This window comes from Flavobacterium sp. HBTb2-11-1 (assembly GCF_009826975.1).
Classification (GTDB): domain Bacteria; phylum Bacteroidota; class Bacteroidia; order Flavobacteriales; family Flavobacteriaceae; genus Flavobacterium.
The window spans coordinates 836883-860921 of record NZ_WUMO01000001.1 but is presented as its reverse complement, the minus strand read 5'-3'; the positions used below and the strand labels follow the sequence as shown (position 1 = coordinate 860921).

Annotated in this window: 20 protein-coding genes and 2 tRNA genes; 13 read left to right on the top strand and 9 right to left on the bottom strand. The window is 33.5% G+C overall.

The genetic code is table 11. The annotated features are described in order from the left end of the window. Window positions 1–37 precede the first annotated feature (37 nt). The 4 genes from GR162_RS03790 to GR162_RS03775 all read right to left on the bottom strand — a co-directional run bounded on the left by GR162_RS03790 (window position 38) and on the right by GR162_RS03775 (window position 2765). Window positions 38–544 carry a DUF6702 family protein gene (locus tag GR162_RS03790; protein ID WP_160781041.1) on the bottom strand — a complete coding sequence of 169 codons (507 nt, stop codon included), beginning with the start codon at window positions 542–544 and terminating at the stop codon, window positions 38–40. Then, window positions 541–1296, bottom strand: coding sequence for a hypothetical protein (locus tag GR162_RS03785; RefSeq protein WP_160781040.1), 756 nt, complete (start codon window positions 1294–1296; stop codon window positions 541–543). The genes GR162_RS03790 and GR162_RS03785 overlap by 4 nt, the downstream gene beginning before the upstream one ends. After that, on the bottom strand, window positions 1286–1927 hold the full coding sequence (locus GR162_RS03780; protein ID WP_236940417.1) for a carboxypeptidase-like regulatory domain-containing protein: 642 nt from the start codon (window positions 1925–1927) through the stop codon (window positions 1286–1288). Before GR162_RS03780 ends, GR162_RS03785 begins: the two co-directional genes overlap by 11 nt. 70 nt (window positions 1928–1997) lie before the next feature. Beyond that, complete coding sequence (locus GR162_RS03775) at window positions 1998–2765, bottom strand: carboxypeptidase-like regulatory domain-containing protein (protein ID WP_160781039.1); 768 nt, start codon at window positions 2763–2765, stop codon at window positions 1998–2000. Window positions 2766–2929: 164 nt separating this feature from the next. Here GR162_RS03775 and pepE point away from each other — a divergent pair, with 164 nt between their 5' ends. After that, window positions 2930–3637, top strand: a complete 708-nt coding sequence (gene pepE / locus GR162_RS03770) for a dipeptidase PepE (protein ID WP_160781038.1) — start codon at window positions 2930–2932, stop codon at window positions 3635–3637. A 142-nt stretch (window positions 3638–3779) separates the two neighbouring features. Here pepE and GR162_RS03765 read toward each other — a convergent pair. After that, window positions 3780–3852, bottom strand: a tRNA-Gly gene (locus tag GR162_RS03765). A gap of 94 nt (window positions 3853–3946) precedes the next feature. Beyond that, window positions 3947–4019, bottom strand: a tRNA-Gly gene (locus GR162_RS03760). Window positions 4020–4154: 135 nt separating this feature from the next. On the opposite strand from GR162_RS03760, the gene GR162_RS03755 reads away from it, so the two are divergent. Both GR162_RS03755 and GR162_RS03750 read left to right on the top strand, forming a co-directional pair. Continuing rightward, on the top strand, window positions 4155–4406 hold the full coding sequence (locus tag GR162_RS03755) for a hypothetical protein (RefSeq protein WP_160781037.1): 252 nt from the start codon (window positions 4155–4157) through the stop codon (window positions 4404–4406). 72 nt (window positions 4407–4478) lie between these two features. After that, window positions 4479–6062, top strand: a complete 1584-nt coding sequence (locus tag GR162_RS03750) for a murein L,D-transpeptidase (protein WP_160781036.1) — start codon at window positions 4479–4481, stop codon at window positions 6060–6062. On the opposite strand, the gene GR162_RS03745 is transcribed toward GR162_RS03750, so the two are convergent. Further along, the gene (locus GR162_RS03745; RefSeq protein ID WP_160781035.1) at window positions 6051–6776 is read right to left on the bottom strand and encodes a murein L,D-transpeptidase catalytic domain family protein; all 726 of its coding nucleotides are present in this window, start codon (window positions 6774–6776) and stop codon (window positions 6051–6053) included. The two genes, GR162_RS03750 and GR162_RS03745, sit on opposite strands and share 12 nt — an antisense overlap. Window positions 6777–7077: 301 nt before the next feature. On the opposite strand from GR162_RS03745, the gene GR162_RS03740 reads away from it, so the two are divergent. Together GR162_RS03740 and gpmI are read left to right on the top strand one after the other, a co-directional pair. Next, window positions 7078–9507, top strand: a complete 2430-nt coding sequence (locus GR162_RS03740) for a DUF5916 domain-containing protein (protein WP_160781034.1) — start codon at window positions 7078–7080, stop codon at window positions 9505–9507. A gap of 141 nt (window positions 9508–9648) precedes the next feature. After that, window positions 9649–11166: a 2,3-bisphosphoglycerate-independent phosphoglycerate mutase gene (gene gpmI / locus GR162_RS03735; protein ID WP_160781033.1), complete on the top strand. Its 1518-nt coding sequence runs from the start codon at window positions 9649–9651 to the stop codon at window positions 11164–11166. Between the two features lie 117 nt (window positions 11167–11283). Here the strand turns inward: gpmI and GR162_RS03730 are convergent, their stop codons facing one another. Beyond that, window positions 11284–12537 (bottom strand): DUF445 domain-containing protein, encoded by a 1254-nt coding sequence (locus tag GR162_RS03730; protein ID WP_160781032.1) that lies wholly within the window; start codon window positions 12535–12537, stop codon window positions 11284–11286. 245 nt (window positions 12538–12782) lie between these two features. On the opposite strand from GR162_RS03730, the gene map reads away from it, so the two are divergent. The 7 genes from map to GR162_RS03695 all read left to right on the top strand — a co-directional run bounded on the left by map (window position 12783) and on the right by GR162_RS03695 (window position 22104). Continuing rightward, window positions 12783–13601 carry a type I methionyl aminopeptidase gene (map, locus tag GR162_RS03725; RefSeq protein WP_008467219.1) on the top strand — a complete coding sequence of 273 codons (819 nt, stop codon included), beginning with the start codon at window positions 12783–12785 and terminating at the stop codon, window positions 13599–13601. 21 nt (window positions 13602–13622) lie between these two features. After that, on the top strand, window positions 13623–14396 hold the full coding sequence (locus GR162_RS03720; protein ID WP_008467221.1) for a class I SAM-dependent methyltransferase: 774 nt from the start codon (window positions 13623–13625) through the stop codon (window positions 14394–14396). A gap of 125 nt (window positions 14397–14521) precedes the next feature. Further along, window positions 14522–17428 (top strand): DEAD/DEAH box helicase, encoded by a 2907-nt coding sequence (locus tag GR162_RS03715; protein WP_160781031.1) that lies wholly within the window; start codon window positions 14522–14524, stop codon window positions 17426–17428. A 74-nt stretch (window positions 17429–17502) separates the two neighbouring features. Next, a complete protein-coding gene (locus tag GR162_RS03710) occupies window positions 17503–18756 on the top strand; it encodes a DUF5103 domain-containing protein (RefSeq protein WP_160781030.1) in 1254 nt (417 codons plus the stop codon). A 79-nt stretch (window positions 18757–18835) separates the two neighbouring features. Further along, window positions 18836–19222 carry a Co2+/Mg2+ efflux protein ApaG gene (gene apaG / locus GR162_RS03705; RefSeq protein ID WP_008467225.1) on the top strand — a complete coding sequence of 129 codons (387 nt, stop codon included), beginning with the start codon at window positions 18836–18838 and terminating at the stop codon, window positions 19220–19222. Window positions 19223–19374: 152 nt separating this feature from the next. Beyond that, window positions 19375–21000, top strand: a complete 1626-nt coding sequence (pruA, locus tag GR162_RS03700; RefSeq protein ID WP_160781029.1) for an L-glutamate gamma-semialdehyde dehydrogenase — start codon at window positions 19375–19377, stop codon at window positions 20998–21000. Between the two features lie 372 nt (window positions 21001–21372). Continuing rightward, window positions 21373–22104 carry a hypothetical protein gene (locus GR162_RS03695; RefSeq protein ID WP_160781028.1) on the top strand — a complete coding sequence of 244 codons (732 nt, stop codon included), beginning with the start codon at window positions 21373–21375 and terminating at the stop codon, window positions 22102–22104. A 64-nt stretch (window positions 22105–22168) separates the two neighbouring features. On the opposite strand, the gene rsmG is transcribed toward GR162_RS03695, so the two are convergent. Beyond that, window positions 22169–22798 (bottom strand): 16S rRNA (guanine(527)-N(7))-methyltransferase RsmG, encoded by a 630-nt coding sequence (gene rsmG / locus GR162_RS03690; protein ID WP_160781027.1) that lies wholly within the window; start codon window positions 22796–22798, stop codon window positions 22169–22171. Window positions 22799–22905: 107 nt separating this feature from the next. Here rsmG and GR162_RS03685 point away from each other — a divergent pair, with 107 nt between their 5' ends. Next, window positions 22906–24003, top strand: coding sequence for an acyl-CoA desaturase (locus GR162_RS03685; RefSeq protein WP_160781026.1), 1098 nt, complete (start codon window positions 22906–22908; stop codon window positions 24001–24003). The last annotated feature ends 36 nt before the right edge of the window (window positions 24004–24039 follow it).

The window sequence follows — 24039 nt, the reverse complement described above, 5'->3', positions numbered from 1 at the left end:
TGAAAATAGTAATTAAAACATTAATTTTATCAATATTTTAATATTTTAACAATTCTTTCCTTGAAGATTCTGTAAAAAGAACACTTCTTTTGGTATCAAATGCTGAAATATGTGTAATGTTTTGCTGTTCTGAGTTCCAATCAACCAAAATAGTATTCGAAATCTCAAGGGTTTTAAATTTATCAATGTCCTTAATTCTGGAATAACAAACCAAAACATCATCAGCTTCAACTTCTTTAGATAAAAAAGTTATGTTTTTTTGCTGGCCATTTACTTTAATTGAAAAATGTTCAGATAGATATTTTTTTAATAATTCAATATCCGCAGGAGTTTCTTTGCTCGTACCAACAAATGTCTTTTTGTGATACTTCTTCTCCATTGCATTATTTAAATCATCAATAAAAATTCGGGAAGTAATCTGCAGCATCTTTTTTTCAGCAGCATAATTTACTTGAAAAACCCCTACATAAAATTTATGAAAAGCAAATGCCGAAGTCAATACAAACAAAACTCCTAGCAAAGGATAAATTATTCTTTTTTTCATTTTTGGGCTGCCTCAGCTTTCTTAAATTCTTTATTCTTATTAATCATGAAATCCATCAACTGGAATTTCTGATCTGGATCTACCAAATCTTTCGAATGCGGATCATTTGAGCAATACATCAAAAACAATTCTACTTCATCATCTTTAAGATTGAGTGTTTTAGAATAAAAATCTTTTGTAAAGTTATCTTTAGCATATTCTACGAAAGCAATATCCGTGATTTCCTCCTCTTTTACTTCCTCTTTTTTGCTCAAAAGTTTTTTGACATCTTTGAAGATGCGAACAAAATCAGTTCCGTATTTTATAGTTTGATCAGAAAGCATAGCATTGTTTTTTGCGGCAGATTGTTTATCGTCTTCAAACTGCATATCGACGTATTTCTGAGAACCGCCTTGCAATGCTTTTACTTTTAATTCTTTATGAACCACAACTTCTTTAAGCTGATTGTTAACCAAATCAAGCTTTATTTTCAAAAGAACCTCAGCACAATCTTTTTCAGTCAAAACCACTTTTTTTGATTGAAATGTCAAGCCAGAAAACAACAAAGTGTCTTTAGGCTGCGCCATGATATCAAACAAACCGCCAGAACCAATAAATGTTCTGACATTCGCATTAATATTCATTACATAACCACTTTCAATGGCTAAAAAATCGTTTACAACCTGACCGTGTAATGGTTTCCTGAAACCGTTTTGTCCTAATACAAATTGACAAAATAAGCAGACAACGAGTACTCCTAATTTATTTTTCATTTTCGAGAATTGTTAGATATTTTCTTGCTAGATCTGTGATTAAAAACATACTCATTGTTTTGTTTTTACTATTCAAAGATACAGCAAAATCAGCATCATCCACACAAAATAATTGAAATCCTTTAATATCATCGACAGGAATTTTCAATCTATCGGTATAATAATTCTCCTCGAAAAGATATTCTAGTTTTCTAAAAAGAGCTTCTTTTTTCTCTACATTCACTTCTTTTTTCAACATTGCAGTTCGTCCCGAAATTTTATTTAATAGTTTATCAATAGATGTTGAAGTCGCAGTATAAACTTTTCGTTCTGCTGGCGTGTATTTTTTTTGTCCGTACGGAATAATCCCAAGATTTTCGGCTGTTATATTAGCATTTTCATTAACAACCACCTCTTTCAGCTCCACTTCTTTTGCAGTCATTTTTACAACTAAAGAAGTATTAGCCAAATGTTCTTGAGCAATTCTAATCCTTACAGGATCTAAGTTTACAGCAGAAAAAACCAAAACATCTCCTTCCCGTACGGCAATAGAAAAATTACCATCAGAATCAGAAACAGCAGTTGCTTGAGTGGCATTATTTATAATATTTACTCCTTCAACAGGACTAGATTGCTCTTGCACTTTTCCCACTAAAAGTTTAACATCATTTTTTTGCCCAAAACTTATCTGAACAAAAAAAAGAACAATAATCGATATAATACTATTTATTCTCACCAGCAATCATTTCTTTATACTTTACAGCCAATTCTCCTAAAAGAAATTCTGTAGAAGTTTTATTTTTTGAATTCAAAATGGCAGTAAATTTGTCATTTTCCACAGCATAATATTCAAAGCCTTTTACATAATCTGCCGGAATTTTTAATCGATCGATAAAATGCTCCAGACTAAACATGTTTTCAAGAAGTTTCATAAAAAATTCTTTCTTCTCAACAGCAACCTCTTTCTTAAGCATCGCAGTTCTTCCCGAGAAAAAATTCAGCAGCGGATCTGCAGAAACAGAACCTCCAGCCATCATACCGGCATCTGCTGTAGCATTTAGTGCTGTCGCCGTCTGTAATTTTCGCTCTGCCGCAGTGTATTTCTTTTGCCCCAAAGGTATTATCCCTAAACTTTCAGCATTAATATTATCGTATCGCTTTACTACAACCTCTTGCAATTGATACATGACCATAGTAAGATTGACAGAAAAGTTAAGATTTGAAAAATCTTCTTGTTTCAGCAAAACCCTTTTTTCTTTAAAGCTTATTGAAGAGAAAACCAGAACATCATCTGCTTTTGCCAAAATCGTAAAAGATCCAGAAGCATCTGTTGTGACAGTTTCTTCTGTTTGCGCATTGATTACATAAATACCTTCCAAATCAGAAGTGTTCGAAACCACTTTACCATTAAAAACAGAGCGATCCTGGCTTTGTGACCAGCAAACCTGACCTGCCACAACAATTAAAAAACAACTAATTTTCTGAAACAAAATAAAATAATTTAAAAATATTCTTAAAACGGTAAAAATATCTTAAGTCGTTCCAAATTTAATATTAATGACATGGTAAAAATATGTTAATTAAAATATTAAAAAATCCCAACAAAAACAGAGTTTTTAATATCTTTAACAAACAAAATTTGAGTTTAAAAATCATGAAAAGCATTATCATTGCAAGCACTTCTACTTTACACGGAGGCAACTACTTAGAATATCTCCTACCCACTTTAGCAACACATTTTAAAAATTGCAAAACCATCTTATTCATTCCGTATGCTCGTCCTAGCGGTATTTCGCATGAGGAGTACACTCAAAAAGCTTCGGAAGCTTTTAGCACAATCAATATAAATGTTAAAGGCATTCATGAATTTGAAAATCTGCAGGACGCTGTAAAAAATGCTGAGGGAATTTTTACTGGAGGAGGCAATACTTTTTTATTGGTAACCCAACTTTATAAAAACAACATTATGCAACTGCTTTCTGAAACCGTAAAAAACGGCACACCTTATCTTGGCTCAAGCGCTGGAAGCAACATTTGCGGTTTATCAATGCAGACCACAAACGACATGCCTATTATTTATCCACCGAGTTTTCAAACTTTAGGATTAATCCCTTTTAACTTAAATCCGCATTATCTGGATGCCGATTTACAATCTAAGCACATGGGAGAAACTCGCGAAACAAGAATCAAAGAATTCCATGCTTTCAATTCAATTCCTGTTTTAGGTTTAAGAGAAGGAAGTTGGCTGGAAGTTAAAGGCGAAAAAATTACTTTGAAAGGAAATTTGTCTGCTCGTTTGTTCCAACAAAATCAAGAAGCTCAGGAATTAGAAACAGAAAGCGATTTGAGCAATTTGAAATAAAATCCCAATTTTTAAATTCCAAATTCCAAAATTAAGTCAACATAACGAATACAGAATTGGAATTTGGAATTTTAAAAATATTGGAATTTACGTCTAGTCTAAAAACAAAAAAGCCTCAAACAAATGTTTGAGGCTTTTGAAGAGCGAAAGACGAGGCTCGAACTCGCGACAACCAGCTTGGAAGGCTGGAGCTCTACCAACTGAGCTACTTTCGCATTAATCGGGTGCAAAACTAAAAAATTTAATCTTTAAAACAAAATAAAAATCAAAAATTTTATTCTCACATAAGTAAAACGTGTTTACTTTTAGAGCGAAAGACGAGGCTCGAACTCGCGACAACCAGCTTGGAAGGCTGGAGCTCTACCAACTGAGCTACTTTCGCATTGGTTGTGCAAATATAGAAAGAAAGTTCAGTTCAAAACAAGCTTTTGGGCAAAAAAAATCAATAAAATTCAACATTTTTTCATAACTTATTTAAAATTAAAAAGTTATAAAAGCATTATTTTTTCAAAAAATCATGATTACAATCAGAGAAATTCCATCAAAAGAAACTTATACTGTTCGTCAACCTGTTTTAAGAAAAGAAAAACCTATAGAAAGCTGTGTCTTTGAAGGAGACGACCTAGAATCTACGCATCATTTCGGTTTATTTGAAAACGAAAATTTAACAGGAATTATTTCGTTATTCGAAAAAATCAATCCTATATTTGCCGCTCAAAATCAAGCTCAGATTCGAGGGATGGCTGTTTTGGAACCCATCAAAAGATGAATAACCAAATACTTGGTGAAGCATTTGCGATTAGATGTTGACGAACACATTTGATGTTTAAAAAATTATAAAATGAAAAAACTTTACTCATTAGTAGTAATATGCCTTTTTCTGGGCTGTAAAAAAGAAGACCCGAAACCCGCACCTATTGTCAAAAAAAAGGTGCCAGCAATTATACTTACCGACGAGAGAACAGTTGAAATAGACACAGCATTAATAGGAACTTATAAAAATGAAACCATAAAACAGTTTTACGCCGCATCTGAGAATCAAACCGTATGGGGAAATCTTAAAAAGAGGACTTTTGTTTTATCGCAATTAGAAAAATCTGAAGAGCTAGGCTTAGAACCAGAAGATTATAAAATATCTCAACTAAAAAAATTCGAAAGTAAAGTCGCTTCGTTAAACGATAAAGATTTAGCTAAGTATGATATTTTGCTGACTTTTAATTTTGAAAAATTTCTAAACCATATCTATAAAGGAAAACTAGATCCTAAGAAATTGTATACCAATTGGGATTTGGACGAAAAAGAATTTGATGTGAATTCTGTTTTAATTAAAGGATTCAACAAAAATAAATTAGACAGCATTGTCGAAAACATTCAGCCTAAAACACAAACCTATAAAGAGCTCCTAAAAGCGCTGGAAATCATCAATACTTTTCCTGATGACAAAATAAACACCATTGAAGCAACTAATAAAATTGTTTTAAACGATACCAATCCCGCTTTAACAAACATTAAAAAAAGGCTTTTGTATTGGAATGATATGACTGGAAAAGACAGTCTTAGCAATATTTACAACCACAAGACTTTTGAGGCAATAAAAAGATTCCAAGAAAGGCACGGTCTAGCTTCTGACGGGGTTATCGGAGCTGGAACTATTCGGGCTTTGAACTATTCTAAAGAAGAAAGAAAAAAACAGATTATTGCCAATTTGGAGCGCTGGAGGTGGTATCCATCAGAATTGGCTGAAAATTATTTTATCATCAACATTCCCGATTACAGTTTAAATGTTGTTGAAAATAAGGACACCACTCTGGTTAGAAATGTTGTCGTTGGAACAAGCAAAAGAAGAACACCTATAATTACTTCTTTTTTAAAAACAGTTGTTTTTAATCCGACTTGGACCGTTCCTCCAACAATCTTAAAAGAAGACGTGGTTCCGGCAATGAAAAGGAATCGAAATTATCTGGCTAATAAAAACATTACTATTTATGATACTGCAGGAAAGGTAGTTTCTCCGATGGCTTGGAATGAAAATAAACCTAACAATTACCGTTATGTGCAAAGTCCAGGTTACGATAATTCATTAGGATTAATGAAAATTTTGTTTCCAAATCATCACAGCGTATATCTTCACGATACCAACCACCGCAATATTTTTGGACGCAACAACCGTTCTATGAGTTCTGGCTGTGTGCGTGTTGAAAATCCGTTAGAACTTGCCCAACATATATTAGATGTTGATGGGAATTGGCCACAAGATAGAATTGATACTATTATTGCGAGTAAAACAACAATGAGTTTCAAGATTACCAAAAAATATGCTTTGTATCAATGGTATTGGACAGCATGGAGCAAAAAAAATCAGCTCATTTTTAGAGCTGATATTTATGATTTAGATTCGGATTTATATAAGCAATTAAGAAATTAGCCTCTCCTCCATCGCAAAACTTCTTGAAGGATGATAGATATATAAACACGATTTGTCTTTTATTAATTGAATAATTTCGTTTGTCAATTCAACGGGAACTGCTGGACAGCCTTGACTTCTGCCTAATCTTTTATGATTTCTGATGAAAGATTCAGACACATAATCTGCACCATGCATTACAACGCCTCTTTCACGAGCATTGTCATTTACGCCATTCTCTAAACCATCTAAACGCAATGAAGCACCATGTTTTCCTTGATAAATTTCACCAGTTGCATAAAAACCTAAACTGCTTTTAAATGATGAATTGAGATTTGAAAATGCCGAAGCAAATTCGTCACCAGTATTTCTACCGTGAGCCACAAGAGAATTAAACAAAATGGTATTACTTGTTAGATCAATCACCCACAAACGCTTAGTGTTTGATGACAAACTAAAATCAATTAGTGTCAGGATGTTTTTTTTGATTACTCCTCTTTCTTTCAACAAATAAAATCCTTTTAAAGCTTCTGAGAAAGTTTTAAGCTCAGGCATTTTAAAGTTGTTTGAATTTAATGAGTTATAAACGCTCTCGATTTTAGAATCTACTGTAACTTTTTCGACTTTAGCAATCGTCTTTACAATGGCATTTTTTTTAAGATCGGCTGTGTTTTTTGAATCTTTTCCAAAAGACAATAGCAAAAACACAAATAACGGATAAATTTTGTAAATCATTGAATTTCTTTAGGTTAAACAAAAAATTTGGGTATCGCAAAAATATAAAAAATTCATGCTTTGCAAAATACAAGTCTGATTTTCAAGGCTTTTTTGCTTAAACTTTAACATTATTAACACAAATTTGCTTTTTATGTAAGATTTTATCTTACTTTAAAAATCACAACATTTTAAACGGTTTCTTAAAAAAACCAAAACTAAATGAAGAATCTAGAAACCGAAACTGTAACAAGTACAACAAAATTGAGTCTATTGCTACTATAAAAAATACATTTGCACTTTATTTCGCATCAAAAAACCAATGAAAAAAATCATATTATTCTATTTTCTATTATTCTCTATATGGAGTTATGGCCAAAAAAAGTCAATTCAGGCGCAAGTAACTTCGCATACCATATCTATTGATGGAAAACTAGATGAGCCTGCATGGGAAGGCGTACCGGTTGCTACAGACTTTATCATGCTAGAACCAGACAACGGAAAAGCTATTCCGTATGAAAAACGTACTGAAGTCAGAGTCATATATAACAACGATGCGGTTTATATTGGAGCAATGATGTATGATGACGAACCTTCAAAAATTTTAAAGGAAATCTCTCAGCGCGATAATTTTGGAACCGCAGATCTTTTTGGTGTTTTTATAAATGGTTTTAATGACGGCCAGCAAGATTTTATGTTTTATGTCTCTGCAGCCGATGTTCAAGGCGATTGCATTATGACCGATGCAAATGGCGAAGACTATTCTTGGGATGCGGTCTGGATCAGTAAAGCAGCTATAGCAGAAAACGGATGGATTGTCGAGATGAAAATTCCATACTCGGCATTGCGTTTTTCTGGAGAAAACAAACAAATCTGGGGAATTAATTTTTTCAGAGAAATTAAACGTGACCGTTTTAAGTATACTTGGAATTTTGTTGACAGAAAGATTGGAACTTTTACACAGCAGGCAGGAACTCTGGAAGGAATTCAAAACATTAAACCTCCTACCCGACTGTTTTTTATGCCTTATGCATCATATTACCTAAACGCTGCAGACGGACAAAAAACATACGGAACAATTAAAGGAGGAATGGATATTAAATATGGCATAACTGATGCTTTTACTATTGATGCCATTTTAATTCCAGATTTTGGACAGACCAAATATGACGATCAGATTTTAAATCTTGGGCCTTTTGAACAGAAATTTAACGAAAATAGAGCGTTTTTTACAGAAGGAACAGACTTGTTCAGCAAAGGAAATACATTTTATTCTCGAAGAATTGGAGGCGCTCCATCCATAGATCCTTCATTAAATGAAAACGAAGAAATTACAGAATTGCCCGCAGCTGTAAATTTGGTTAATGCCTTAAAATTATCAGGAAGAACAAAAAACGGGCTTGGAATTGGTGTTTTAAACGCCGTTACAGAAAAAACTTTTGCTACCATAAAAAATACTGAAAGCGGAGAAACAAGACGTGCAATTGTAGAGACACTCACCAATTATAATGTTTTGGTTTTAGACCAGCGTTTCAGAAAAAATTCGTCGGTTACTTTTATTAATACAAATGTTAGCCGCAACGGACATTCTAGAGATGCCAACGTAACAGGTCTGGCTTGGGACTTAAATACAAAAGCCAATACTTATAGTCTATTCGGAAATGTAAAATACAGTTTAATAAATGACATCAAAGATAAAAGCGGTGTTTTTTCGACAATAACTTTGGCCGAAACGAGCGGAAATTATAGATATAGCATAGGTTCTGATTTTGTAACTAAAGATTACGACCCTAATGATCTAGGCATTAATTTCTACACGAATTATTACAACATTTACGGAAATGCCAATTATAGAATTTTAAATCCGACAAAAAAATTCAACACGTTTAGAATTAACTATAATATGTATACCGAATTCAATAAAGAATCTGGAAAATTACAAGACAATAATATTAATGCGAATTTAAATTTAACAACAGTAAAAAATAATTATTACGGAACAGACATTACGTTTTACCCATTAGAAATCAATGATTATTATGAACCGCGCGCGGAAAACAGATATGTAACAATTCCGAGAAAAATAGAAACTTGGGGAAGCATTTCAACCAATTATAACCACAAATTTGCAATTGATCTCAATGGAACTTTTAATGTGTTTGATGAATCTGATCGTATTACATACGGATTTGATATTGGTCCAAGATATCGTTTCAGCGACAAATTATTGCTAACTTATTTCTTTAGCTATATTCGAAAAAACAATAATAAAGGCTACATCGATCAGGTTGATGGCGATGATAACAAAGCCACTCCAAATGATATTGTTTTTGCCAACCGAAATGTTATTACGTATTCTAATACATTAGGAGGCAAATATGCTATAAACAGCGCTATGACTATAAATCTGGCTGTCCGCCAATATTGGTCTTATGCTGATAATAAAGACATTCTGGCTTTAGAACCAAATGGAGAACTTAGTCCGTATCCACAATATACTACCAATAAAAATTCAAGCTTTTATTCTTGGAATGCCGATTTGTCTTATTCTTGGTGGTTCGCGCCAGGGAGTCAGATTTCTGCTTTATATAGAAACAATGCCTCTAATTTTGAACGAGTTATTGATAAAGATTTCAGACACAATGTAGCAGGACTATTAAACAATGATGCCTTAAAGCACATCTTTTCCGTTAGCGTAAAATACTTTATCGACTACAATGCTGTCAAAAATAAGATCAGAAAAAGAGCTTAGCGTGAATTAATTTTAAAAAATAAAGGCTTCTTCAATTAAATCAATATTTTTTTTTATAGTTCATTTTATTAAATATAAATGTAACATTCCTCAGGTTTCAAACTTTAGAAATGCCTTATATTTGTAGAAAACAAAAATGCAATGAACAAAAAAGTTATCCTTATGATTTTGGATGGTTGGGGAAAATCTCCTGACCCTAAAGTATCTGCAATAGACAATGCAAATGTTCCTTTTATAAACAGTCTTTATAAAAATTACCCAAGCGCACAGCTTAGAACTGACGGATTAAATGTTGGTCTTCCTGAAGGGCAAATGGGAAATAGCGAGGTTGGACACATGAATCTAGGCGCAGGAAGAATTGTATACCAAGATTTAGCCAAAATAAATTTAGCTGTAGAACACAAAACTTTGGCAAAAGAGCAAGTTTTAATTGATGCTTTTACGTATGCCAAAAACAACAATAAAAAAGTACACTTTTTAGGATTAGTTTCAGATGGTGGTGTCCACTCACATACTTCACACCTTCGCGGACTAATCGATGCTTCGCAAGAATACGGTTTAGATCAGGTTTATGTTCACGCTTTTACAGACGGACGTGATGTTGACCCAAAATCTGGAGCAAAATATATTCACGATTTAGAAGACTATATTAAAGATACTCCTGTAAAAATTGCTTCTATCGTTGGACGTTATTATGCGATGGATCGTGACAAACGTTGGGAACGAGTAAAATTAGCCTACGACTTAGTTGTAAACGGTGTTGGAACTCCATCAACAAATGCTGTTGCAAGTGTTTTGTCAAGCTACGAAAAAGATGTTACTGACGAATTTATCGAGCCTGTTGTTATCGTTGACGAAAATGCAAAACCTCTTGCTACTATTGTCGAAGGCGATGTTGTAATTTTCTTTAACTTTAGAACAGACAGAGGTCGTGAACTTACTGAAGCGCTTTCTCAGCAAGATTTCCACGAGCAGAACATGCACAAACTAAACCTATATTATGTAACATTGACAAACTACGATGAAACATACCAAAACGTAAAAGTAGTTTACAACAAAGATAATATCACCGAAACTCTTGGTGAGGTTTTAGAAAAAGCAGGCAAAAAACAAATCAGAATTGCCGAAACTGAAAAATATCCGCACGTAACATTCTTCTTCTCTGGAGGTAGAGAAACTCCTTTTGAAGGCGAAGAAAGAATCTTAAGAAACTCTCCAAAAGTAGCCACCTATGATTTGAAACCAGAAATGAGCGCTTACGAATTGGCTGATGCTCTTGTACCAGAATTGAACAAAGGCGAAGTTGATTTCGTTTGTCTGAACTTCGCAAACGGAGACATGGTTGGACATACCGGAATTATGGAAGCAGCAATTAAAGCTTGTGAAGCTGTTGACGCTTGCGCGAAAAAAGTAATCGACGCTGCTCTTGCAAATGATTATACAACAATCGTAATCGCTGACCACGGAAACTGCGAAACCATGATTAACCCTGATGGTTCTCCAAATACGGCTCACACAACAAACCCAGTGCCGATTATTTTGGTTGATAAACAACTGAAAAGCATTCAAGATGGCGTTTTAGGTGACATTGCTCCTACTATTTTAGAGTTAATGGGCATTCAGCAGCCAAATGCAATGACTTGTCATTCACTTTTGTAATTTTTTAAAACCATATAAGTGATATAAGTTCATTTTAAAAAAAAATAGAACTCAAAAAAGAGGCAAATTTTAAAATTTGCCTCTTTTTGTTTTTACTCATTTTTGTCATTGCGGATATTACATAATAATCAAATGATACAATTGCTCCACTCCATAAATTACAAGACCAATAAACCCACCTACCAAGGTTCCATTGATTCTAATGTATTGAAGATCCTTTCCTATTTCTAGTTCCAATTTTTCAGACACTTCCTTTCCATCCCAGCTTTTTACGGTTGACGAAATCAAATCTCCAATTACTTTTTTGTTATTTAAAAGCATCGAAAGCAAATCATTTTTAATAAAGCTGTTTATTTTATCAATCATTATAGGATCTTCTTTAATTCCGTTTCCAAAAGTCTGAATCAATGCTGCAATATTATTTTTAATCGAAGAATCATCACCTTTATTTAAATCATTCGTAATTGATAATTTAATTTCATCCCAAATGCTATTGATATAATCCTGCACTTCTTTTTTGCCAACAAAACTCAAAATCATATCGTTAATTTTAACTCTCATCTCTTCTGAGTTTTTTACCTTTTCCAAGAAATTAAAAATGTATTCGTCAATTTTTAGATGTACAGCGCTTTCTGGCTTTTTAGCTTCATTCAAAAAATCCTGTAAACCATTAAAAACGCCTTCTGTAATACTTTTATCAGCCAATCCGAAGCTTAAAAACGGAGTAGATGCTTTTACTTTGTGCCTAATCAGATCTTTATTAGCAGTCAATTCGGTGCTCATAACTTCCAAAAGATTCGTTAGCATCTGATTTTTCAAATTACCTTTTTGCAAAGGTTCTAATGCCAGCGCCACCCAATCTCCAAAATTTATTCCTTCAATTTTTGCCGCAAACTGAACCTGAATAAACCTTCTGACATCTTCATCTTTTATCGTTCGTAAAATTCCCGGAATTACATTTACAGCAACTGCATTGGCAATTTTATTTGCATTTTCTTCTTTCGAAAGCCAATCTGAAGCTTTAGTTGCAAAATTGAATTCGTCTAATTTTATTTCTAATTTTTCTCTATCTAAAAACTCTTCAGATACAAAATTTCCTAAGTTCTCTCCAATTTCATTTTTCTTAGTCGGAATAATTGCCGTATGCCAAATCGGTATTCCCATTGGATGGCGAAATAATGCCACGACAGCAAACCAATCGGCGATTCCGCCCACCATCGCGGCTTCACTAAAAGCCTGAAGCATCGGAATTTTAAAGTAAATAGCAATTATAAATAACAACACTGCGACGCCCAAAAGCCCCAAAGCATTTCGCTTCATTTTCTTCAGCGCTTTTACTTTGGCAATATCTCGATTTATAATAGTTTCCATAATTATAAGCGTTTGTATTACTAATTTATGGCTTTTTTCTGAAACACGTTAACTCTATTGATTGTTTTGATAGCCACGACTCGAACGAAGTGACTGCCGAAGCAATTCACGAATTTTCTTCAAAAATTAATTAATTGATTTGTGAAACACTTTTTTTAAAAATTTTGTTTTGAGATAATTCGTGAATTCGTGGCGAAAAATTTTAATTAAAAATTGTACTTTTGCCAACTGAAAATGGGAAAAATATGATTATCCAGAAAACTAGAGAGGAAATCGAATTAATGCGCGAAAGTGCTTTAATCGTATCAAAAACATTAGGAATGATTGCTTCTGAAATTAAAGAAGGAGTTACCACATTATATCTTGACAAATTAGCCGAAGAATTTATTCGTGATCACGGTGCAGTTCCAAGTTTCCTTGGATTGTACGATTTCCCGAATTCGCTTTGTATGAGTCCAAACGCTCAGGTTGTTCACGGTATTCCTAATAATATTCCTCTTAAAAACGGTGATGTTATTTCGGTTGACTGTGGCGCTTTTAAAAATGGTTTCCACGGAGACCATGCTTACAGTTTCGAAATTGGAGAAGTTGCTCCTGAAGTAAAAAAACTTTTGCAGGTAACTAAAGAATCTCTTTACGTTGGAATTAGAGAATTTAAAGCAGGAAATCGCGTAGAAGATGTTGGAAATGCGATTCAAAAATATACTGAAGCTCATGGTTACGGAGTAGTTCGTGAATTGGTTGGACATGGTGTTGGGCAAAAAATGCACGAAGAGCCAGAAATGCCAAATTACGGAAAACGCGGACGCGGAAAGCTTTTTGTTGAAGGAATGGTTGTAGCAATTGAACCTATGATCAACATGGGAACTAGAAATATCAAACAACTAAAAGACGGCTGGACAATTTTGACTGCTGACGGAAAACCAAGTGCGCATTTTGAGCATGACGTTGCCTTAGTTGATGGAAAGCCTGAGTTATTATCGACTTTTAAATACATCTATAAAGCTCTTGGAATTGAGAGCAATGAAGAAGACGAATTCAGACAAATTCCCTTAATCGTATAAATACAACCCCGAATCAAACCTGTGAAAAAACTTTTTAAATTAGTCCTTAACACTATCCCGCGTCCATTATTAATTCGTTTGAGTTACGTGGCGCGACCAATTTTAGCTTTCTCTTTAAAAGGAGATAAATTTACAGATCCAATTGATGGAAAAAGCTTTAAATCGTTTTTACCTTACGGATACGGAAAACAACGTAATAACGTGCTTTCGCCAAGCACCCTTTCTTTAGAGAGACATCGTTTACTTTGGCTGTATTTAAACGATCAAACTGATTTTTTTACAGCGCCTAAAAAAGTATTGCATTTTGCTCCAGAACAAGCTTTTTATAAAAGATTCCGCAAACAGAAAAACTTAGATTACACCACAACTGATTTACTTTCTCCATTGGCCGATGTAAAAGCAGATATCTGTAATTTGCCTTTCAAAGACAATGAATATGACGTTATTTTATGTAATCACGTTTTAGAACACATTCCAGACGACACAAAAGCAATGCAGGAATTATACAGAGTTTTAAAACCAGGCGGAATGGCGATTCTTCAAATTCCTCAAGATTTATCTCGCGAAGTTACTTTTGCAGATGATTCGATTACAGACCAGAAAGAACGCGCTAAAATCTTCGGACAATACGATCACGTTCGTGTTTACGGACGCGATTATTTCGATAAATTAAGAAGTATTGGTTTTATTGTAATTGAAGAAGATTACACTAACAAAATTGCACCAGAATTAGTTGAAAAATACTGTTTAGCAAAAGGCGAGATTATTCCGCTTTGCTTTAAACAGGAAAACTAATTTTTTTCACCATATAAGTGATATAAGTTCATTTAAAAGGAGTTTTCAAAATAGTAATAATTTGAAAACTCCTTTTATTTTTTTTGCCCAAATCTAAATTACAAGCCTAACCAAATCCCTAAATCTTGGAACCTACAAAATCATTTCAGTTCTGTTTTGACATCAGTTTGGAAAAAAATCTGAATGTCTATATTCCAACCGCCTACATCGTTGAGAATACTAGTGAAATCAAATATTTAGACAAAAAAGCAAGTCCTGATGTACTTGAAAGTTTCGGAATCACTTTTGATAATTTAGATTCCAATTCAAAAAGAATATTAACAGCTTGCGATTCTCTTAAACCTGAATTTATTTTTAAAAAATTTGGCGCTAAAATTAAGTCCGCTAAAACAATTGCTGACTTACAAAAAGATTCAAAAATTGAATTTGCCATTCGTCAACATCTTAAATTCAATTTAAGTTCATTTTACGATTTAATTGTAAAAGAACAATTTCCTCTGTCTTTGAATCTTGGACCCGAAAAAGATTTTTATCGTTCAAGAGTCAGCGTTGATCCGCTTGATTTTGAGCCTCAGATTCAGTTTGACAAACATTCAGAAGGCATTACCTATACTTTATCTTTAAAGGAAAAGGAAACGGTTTTCTCTCCAATAGACAGCAAAGTTGACATCCTTTTAGACGAACCAGGTTGGCTTATTATCAATAAAAAATTGGGGCAGTTAAAAGAGTTAAACTCCAAAAAACTGATGCCTTTTTTAAAGAAAAAATCTATTGAAATACCATCAAAATTAGTTGATGATTACTTCAAAAGCTTTATTCCTCAAATCGCAAAGAAAATTGATATTGAAGCCACAGGTTTTGAGATTGAACTTCGTGACAAAATTATTTCCTGCACGATTCAGCCTATTCATGATTTCTTTAAAAACTGCTATTACCTTAATCTTTATTTTGATTATAACGGCTATTCATTTGATGCGAGCAAAACAAAAAAAACACATTCTTTTGTAGATTTTAGTGTTCCCAATGAACCTAAAATAATTCAGTTTAAAAGAAATCTTGAAGAAAGTTTATATATCAAAAAATTAAATGAGATTGGTTTAACCAAAATCAAAAACGAGTTATTTGGATTAAATTCAGAGGCAGAAAACACAGATCCTTTTATCAATATTCAGCTGATTATTGACCATAAAGAAGAACTGAAAAATTTAGGTTTTACTATTGACAACCTAAAACTGGAAAGCAAAGAAATTGTCACGGAAAACTATACCATTTCTGCTTCAAAAGAAACAGCTGGAGATTGGTTCGACATTAGAATAATAATTACCGTTGGAAATTATAAAATCAATTTCAGCGAAATTATTCCCAACATAAAAAGCAAACAAAGACTTTTTGCATTGCCAGACGGAAACTACTTTTTGATTCCGCTAGAATGGTTCAGCAAATACGGTTCGCTGGCAAAATTAGCCAAAACAGAAAATGGCATTCTTTTGTTGCGCAAAAGTAATTTTACCGCTTTAGATGGAATTTCAGAAATTGACAATGATTTAGACCAAATTCATCAAGCCGAATTTACTGGTTCTGACTTAATAAAAGCAACTTTAAGGCCGTACCAAATTGAAGGTGTAAAATGGCTTTTAGGACATTTCAATTCCAATATGGGTGCATGTTTGGCCGATGATATGGGACTTGGAAAGACATTGCAAACTTTGTCTGTTTTGGTTTCGGTACAAGAACAATTAGGCTTTACCACTAAAACTACCAATTTTGATTTGTTTGCCAACGAAACTACGATTGAAAGAGAACCGCTTAAGGCTTTAATCGTTCTACCGTCTTCGTTGGTTTTTAACTGGTTTAATGAAGCTGGCAAATTCACGCCGCACTTTTCGAAAATGCAATATGTGGGTAATGACAGAAAAATGCTAGCGAGCAGAATCAATTCGACCGATTTGATTTTTACAAGCTACAGCATCATTCATCGAGATATTTCTATTTTAGAAAAATACGATTTCCGCTATCTGATTTTGGACGAAAGTCAATACATCAAAAACAAAAACTCTAAGATTTTTAAAGCCATAAATAAAATCAGCACAGGCCATAAAATTGCTTTGAGTGGTACGCCGATTGAAAATTCGCTTGACGATTTATGGTCGCAAATGCAGTTTATCAATCCCGATATTTTAGGAAGTTATGCTTTCTTTATGGAAAATTTCAAAAATCCGATTGAGAAAAAGCAAAATGAAGAAGTTTTAGCAGAATTAAAAAACCTCATCGCGCCATATATTTTAAGACGAACTAAAGAACAGGTTCTAAAAGATTTGCCAGAATTGACAGAGCAGATTTATTACTGCGACATGGATCCTGAACAGGAGAAATTATATGAGAAAGAGAAATCTAAAGCTCGTAATTTCTTGCTTAAAACTGACGGTTCTGGTCCAGACAAAATCAACATCATTAACACTTTGATGAAGCTGAGACAATTGAGTAACCATCCAAAAATGGTCGATCAGGAATCTGAAGTTGATTCTGGAAAATATATTGCGGTTACCAATTATCTTGAAAACTTAGTAAAAGCAAAACAGAAAGTCATCATTTTCAGTTCGTTTGTTACCAATTTAAATTTTTACACCGATTGGTGCAAGGAAAACAAAATAGATTTCTGTGAAATTACGGGTGAAACGCCTGCAGATAAAAGGGAACAACAGGTTAAAATGTTTCAAGAAAAAGAAAATCCGCTATTATTCTTTATTTCGCTTAAAGCGGGAGGTGTTGGTTTGAATATTACAAAAGCTTCTTATGTTTTATTCTTGGACCCTTGGTGGAATCCTTTTGCCGAAAAACAAGGTGTGGCACGTGCGCATAGAATCGGGCAAATGAACAAGGTAAATGTGATTCGTTTTATTTCTAAAAATACAGTTGAAGAAAAAATCATCAAACTGCAGGAAAACAAAAAATTATTGTCTAACTCGCTTTTAGAAGAAAGTTATATCAATGATGAAATTGAAGGCAACTTAGAGTATATTTTAGGAAATTAATCGTTAAATCCAATAGAACGGCATCTTTTTCGTTATATAAAATTGTTATATTTACAATCTTACAACGTTTAAAGATGCCGAAATTTTTATATACAAGCTTTATTTTTCTTTTTATTTTCACTTTAGCGAAAGCTCAGGAAAAAGAAATCGACCCTCCATATAATATTAAAACTGCTTCTTTCATTCAAAATGGCAGTAATGTCCCGCCAATTTTTGAATTAGGCTCTGCATTTACCTTTCAATTTGATGATTTGTTTGGCAATGAAGCCAATTATTATTTTGAAGTTCTTCATTGCGATTATAATTGGATTCCAACGCAAATTCCAAAAACCGACTATATTTTTGGTATGGACAATCAGCGAATTACCGATTTTTCGAATTCGTTCAATACACTGCAGGTTTATACACATTACAGACTTTCTTTTCCTAACCAGTTTACGCAATTATTGAAGCTTTCGGGGAATTATATGCTGCGAATTCTGAATGAAGACCGAGAAGTTGTTTTTTCGAGAAAATTCATTTTATATGAAAACCATTGTACAGTTGGAGTACAAGTAAAAAGAAGCCGCAACCTAAGCAACATCGATTATAAGCAGAATCTTGAATTTGCTATTTTATCTAATGATATTGTATTTCAAACCCCGTTGCAAAATGTAAAGGTGCTTTTATTGCAAAACGGAAATTTTCATACTGAGATAAAAAACATTATTCCGCAATATACCATTGGCAATCAGCTGGTTTATAAATACGACAAAGAAACCCAGTTTTGGGGCGGAAACGAGTTTTTGTATTTTGAAAACAAAGACATTAGAGCTGCTAGTAATAATGTAGCCAAAGTAGGCTCGAACAACGATATCTACAATTCGTTTTTGTATACCAATGCCGCAAGAGGTAATCAGATTTATACTAATTATGAAGATGTGAATGGAAATTTTGTGGTAAAAAATATTAACGGTTCCAACAATGATATTGAAGCCGATTATGCTTGGGTTTATTTCAGCCTCTCTGCTCCTGCTTTTAGAATGAACAAAGACATTTATATTTCTGGAATGTTTAATAACTACAGTCTTTCGCCAGAATATAAAATGGACTACAATAACGACAAAGGAGTTTTTGAAAAAGCCATTATGATTAAGCAAGGTTTTACTAATTTTCAGTATACCGTTGCCGATAAAAAAGGCGTTGTTGATTTTGAAAATGCCATTGATGGAAACTTTTATCAGACTGAAAACGAGTACACCATCTTGGTTTATTACAAAGAAGCTACTGACCGTTATCAGCGTGTAATCGGAAAAGGAAATGCAAACTCTATCAATATAGTCAATTAAAACAATGTTAAGGTTTTAGGTTAAACGATTTTTTTTTGTAGCTTTGCCTCTATAACACTCACATATATACGGCGTTAGTATGGTTTCTCAAATTACACGAGGCATAAAAATATCTGTTTTGACTAGTTTTGAAGGTACATACTTCAAAAACTACAAGATTCATTTTGCTTTTAGCTACGTAGTTACCATCGAAAATCATAGTAAAGATTCTGTACAATTAACTTCTCGCCATTGGGAAATTTTTGATTCTTTAAATGATTTAGAAGTTGTAGATGGTGAAGGTGTAATTGGTAAAAAACCAGTTTTAAAACCTGGTGAAAACCATACTTACAGTTCTGGCTGTTTATTATCGTCTCCTTACGGCGCAATGAAAGGTCATTTTAATATGATCAATTTTACTACAACAAAAACATTCAAAGTAATTGTTCCTACTTTTAGAATGTGTGCTCCTTTTGCATTAAATTAAGATATAGTTTACATCTATAGCTTTTATCGTTATCTTAATCATAAAATTGTCAATTTATTAATTTATCCTTTGTACTTTTGTGCAGCGTTAGATTATTCGTAACAAAACAAATAGTCTAACTTTAAATTGTCTAATTCACAAATTTAAATAACATGCTTAAAGGATTTTTTCATGTACCAAAAGCGGTAAACGAGCCTGTAAAGAGCTACGCACCAAACTCACCAGAAAAAGCTGCTGTACAGGCTGCTTATACCACAATGTGGAATTCTCAAATTGACGTTCCTTTATATATTGGAAGCGAAGAAATTAGAACTGGAAATACAAGAAACATTACAGCTCCTCATGATCACCAGCACGTAGTTGGAAAATATCATTTAGCTGAAAAACAACATATTGAAAGCGCCATTGCCAATGCTCTTGAAGCAAGAAAAAAATGGGCAAACATGGCATGGGAACAGCGTGCTGCTATTTTCTTAAAAGCTGCTGAACTTATCGCTGGGCCATACAGAGCTCGTATCAACGCTGCTACAATGATTGGACAGTCTAAAAATATCCATCAAGCAGAAATTGATTCTTCTTGTGAATTAATTGACTTCTTAAGATACAATGTTGAGTTCATGACTCAAATCTACAACGATCAGCCAAAATCAGATTCTTCTGTTTGGAACCGTGTAGAATACAGACCATTAGAAGGTTTTGTTTACGCTATTACTCCATTCAACTTTACTGCGATCGCCGCAAACCTTCCTGCAAGTGCTGCTATGATGGGTAACGTTGTAGTTTGGAAACCAAGTGATAGCCAAGTATTCTCTGCAAAAGTTATCATCGATGTTTTCAAAGAAGCTGGAGTTCCAGACGGTGTTATCAACGTAGTATTCGGAGACGCTTTAATGATTACTGATACTGTTTTGGCTAGCCGTGATTTTGCTGGTGTCCACTTTACAGGATCAACCCATGTATTTAAAGATATTTGGGCTAAAATTGGTGCAAACATCCACAACTATAAAACATATCCAAGAATCGTTGGGGAAACTGGAGGTAAAGATTTTATCATTGCTCACCCAAGCGCAAACGTAAAACAAGTAGTTACAGGAATTACTCGTGGAGCTTTTGAATTCCAAGGGCAAAAATGTTCTGCAGCTTCTAGGGCTTATATTCCGCAAAGTTTATGGCCAGCTGTAAAAGAGCAATTAATTGCTGATGTAAAATCTATGAAAATGGGTTCTCCAGAAGATTTCGGAAACTTCATTACAGCAGTTATCCATGAAGGTTCTTTTGACAAATTAGCAAGTTATATCGACCAAGCTAAAAAAGATGCTGATGCAGAAATCATCGTTGGAGGAAATTACGATAAATCTGTAGGATACTTTATTGAGCCAACAGTTATTGTAACTACAAATCCTAAATATACTACAATGGAAACTGAGTTGTTTGGACCGGTTATTACGATTTATGTTTACGAAGATGCTAAATGGGAGGAAACTCTTGAATTAGTGGATACCACTTCTGAGTACGCTTTAACAGGAGCAGTTTTCAGCCAAGATCGTTACGCTATTGAAGTTGCTACAACTAAATTGCAAAACTCTGCTGGTAACTTCTATATCAATGACAAACCAACTGGAGCTGTTGTAGGAATGCAGCCATTTGGTGGAGCAAGAGCTTCTGGAACTAACGATAAAGCAGGTTCTGCATTAAACTTATTGCGTTGGGCTTCTCCAAGAACTATCAAAGAAACATTTGTAACTCCAGAAGATTACAGATACCCTTTCTTAGGTTAATCTAATTTTCGATTTTAGAGTTCAGATTCAGAATATAAAAACGCGTGTAATTTCTTTGAAAATTACACGCGTTTGTTTTTTATAAAAATTACTTCTCGTAAATGCAGATCATAATAAACAGTTATTATTTTGATTGCACTTTATCTGCCATTTCTTCAACAATAGGCCGCCTTCTCGATTTTTAGATCTATTCAAACTGTCTATTTTGTAATACTTTTCTTATTTATTTAAATATCAACACTTTAAAAATTTTAAATACCCTATTCTGATACTTTAAAAGCTTATTGTTCCTACCAAAAAGAACCCATCCGCCTACATTTGTCTCAATATTAAAAAACATTAAAAAGATTTAGTAAAATTAACAACATAAGTATGAGAAATTTAAACAATGTTCCTAAAGTTATTATGGAGTCTAAATGCATTGGGCATGCTATTGATTTTAAATGGACAAAAAAGAAAATAAACAAACTTTTAGATCCTGTTGAAGGAAATGAAGGCCTTGAAGAAACTTTAATGCAAATAAATCACAAAGGATCAGTAGGTTTAACAGCAGCATTATTAGAATGGATTTACTGGCGTTTTACAGGCTACACCCAAGCAGCTAATGATACACAAAAACGTATTGAAGCCATTTGGTGTTCTGTAAAAAATCGCGAACAAACCAAACCATTATTGTTTGACACCGATTTCGAAATCCCTGCAACTGGTTCGGTTAATGGTGCATTATGGATTGCTCTAATGAATGTTAGTATGATAGATGCAAGATACCGCAAAGGCTCATACTTTTTGCAAAATGATTTAGTAGGATTAGTGTTGCTCGCACGCCATATTACACCAAAAAAGAAAAAGTTCGACAATTGGTTTGCTAAAACTATCGTCAACTTAATGCACTCCCATTCTAATCCATACAAAAATGATGTTTTGGACGAAAGTGACGAAGCTGTATACGATTCATTAAATGAACCTGTAATCTGCAGAGAGTTTTTCTTTGATGAAACATTCGAATATTCAGTTGAAGCGTCAGAAAATGCGATACATGCTTTCATTGACAATTTAGACCTTAAGGCAAATAGCTTTATAAATCTTCCAAAAAAGGCTTCATAATTTTAAGCTTTAGTTTTGTTCAAAAAACAACCCGTTTAGAAAGTTCTACTCGGGTTATTTTACTTTAAGGTTTAAATTTTAAAGGAAGATGAACTACCTTTTTGGTTTCAAAAAATTCATCTTCAAAAAAATCAGCCAAATCATATAAAGTCGCGATTGGAAAATCCTTTAACTCTTCGGTTAAATCACCGCCTTTCAAATATAGAATTCCATTTTTTAACATGTGCTTGTTCTGTTTCTTGATTTTATCTTTAATCCATGAAACAAAGTCAGGCATATTAGTAACGGCACGGCTTACAATAAAATCGAAATCACCTTTTACCAGTTCGGCACGTTTTTGTTCTGCTTTTACGTTCTTTAGTTCTAATGCATCAACAACACCTTGAACCACTCTTATTTTTTTGGCAATAACGTCAATTAAATAAAAACGGGTTTCAGGAAAAAGAATCGCCAATGGAATTCCAGGAAAACCTCCACCTGTTCCAACATCTAAAACTGTTGCTCCAGGTTCGAACTTCATAACCTTGGCAATTCCTAATGAATGCAAAATATGTTTTGTATATAATGAATCAATGTCTTTACGCGAAATCACATTGATTTTTTCATTCCAATCGTGGTATAAAAAGTCTAATTTTTGAAATTGTTCGATTTGAAGATCAGTCAAATTGGGAAAATATTTCAATATCTCATCCATTGCTATAATTTTTTAACAAAAGTACTACTTTACGATTGAAATATTTAACTCAATTTTGCAAATTGAAAATTTATAATAATTACCTTTGAAATCTATTTAAATTAATTATGAATAACACTGCTCCAACTTTTGCACGGCAAGACAATTTAAAGTTTTTCAGAACGCTTAACTCTCGCGTTAACAATTACTTTAAAGAAAATAATATCAAAAAAACCGGAAACTGGCAATTACATTTAAAAGCGGTTATTCTATTTGCTGTTTTTTTAACTCCGTATTTTTTAATCCTAACGCTTGACATGCCATTTTGGGTAATGCTACTATTATCGATCGTAATCGGAATTGGAATGGCAGGTGTTGGAATGAACGTAATGCATGACGGAAACCACGGTTCTTATTCGACTAAAAATTGGATCAATAAATTTATGGGCGGAACCATTTACGTTCTGGCTGGGAATGTTTACAACTGGCAGGTACAGCATAATGTGCTTCACCATACTTATACTAATATTCCAGGCCATGATGAAGACTTGGATGCAGGACGAATTATTCGTTTTACTGAACATGCAAAATGGTATCGTTTTCACCGTTTTCAGCATTATTATTCTGTTTTCTTATACGGGTTATTGACTTTCAATTGGGCACTTACAACCGATTTTAAGCAGATGCGCAATTACCTTAAAAGAAAATTATCTTACGGAGAACCAAAAAGCCCAAAAATTCTTTGGACCACTTTAATCATTACTAAAATCATTTATCTTTCTATCTGGATTGTTCTTCCAATTCTTATTGGAATCACTTGGTGGAAAGTGCTTTTAGGATTTTTTGTAATGCACTACACCGCAGGTTTAATCTTAAGTATAGTATTTCAATTAGCTCACGTTGTAGATCATACTACAAATCCAACTCCAAATGAATTGGGAGAGATGGACAACACCTGGGCGGTTCACCAATTGTACACCACAACTAATTTTGCTCCTAAAAACCCAATCGTAAATTGGTATACAGGAGGATTAAATCATCAGATCGAACATCATATTTTCCCAAATATCAGTCATATTCATTATGGTAAAATTGCCAAAATTGTAAAAGAAACGGCAAAAGAATGCAATTTGCCTTATTATGAATATAAAACGATGCGAAGTGCTGTCATTGCTCACTTTAAGCATCTACGTGAATTGGGAATGAAACCAGAATTAGCAGTTTAAGAACTAAAAGAAATCTATTAATATTAACCTTCCTTA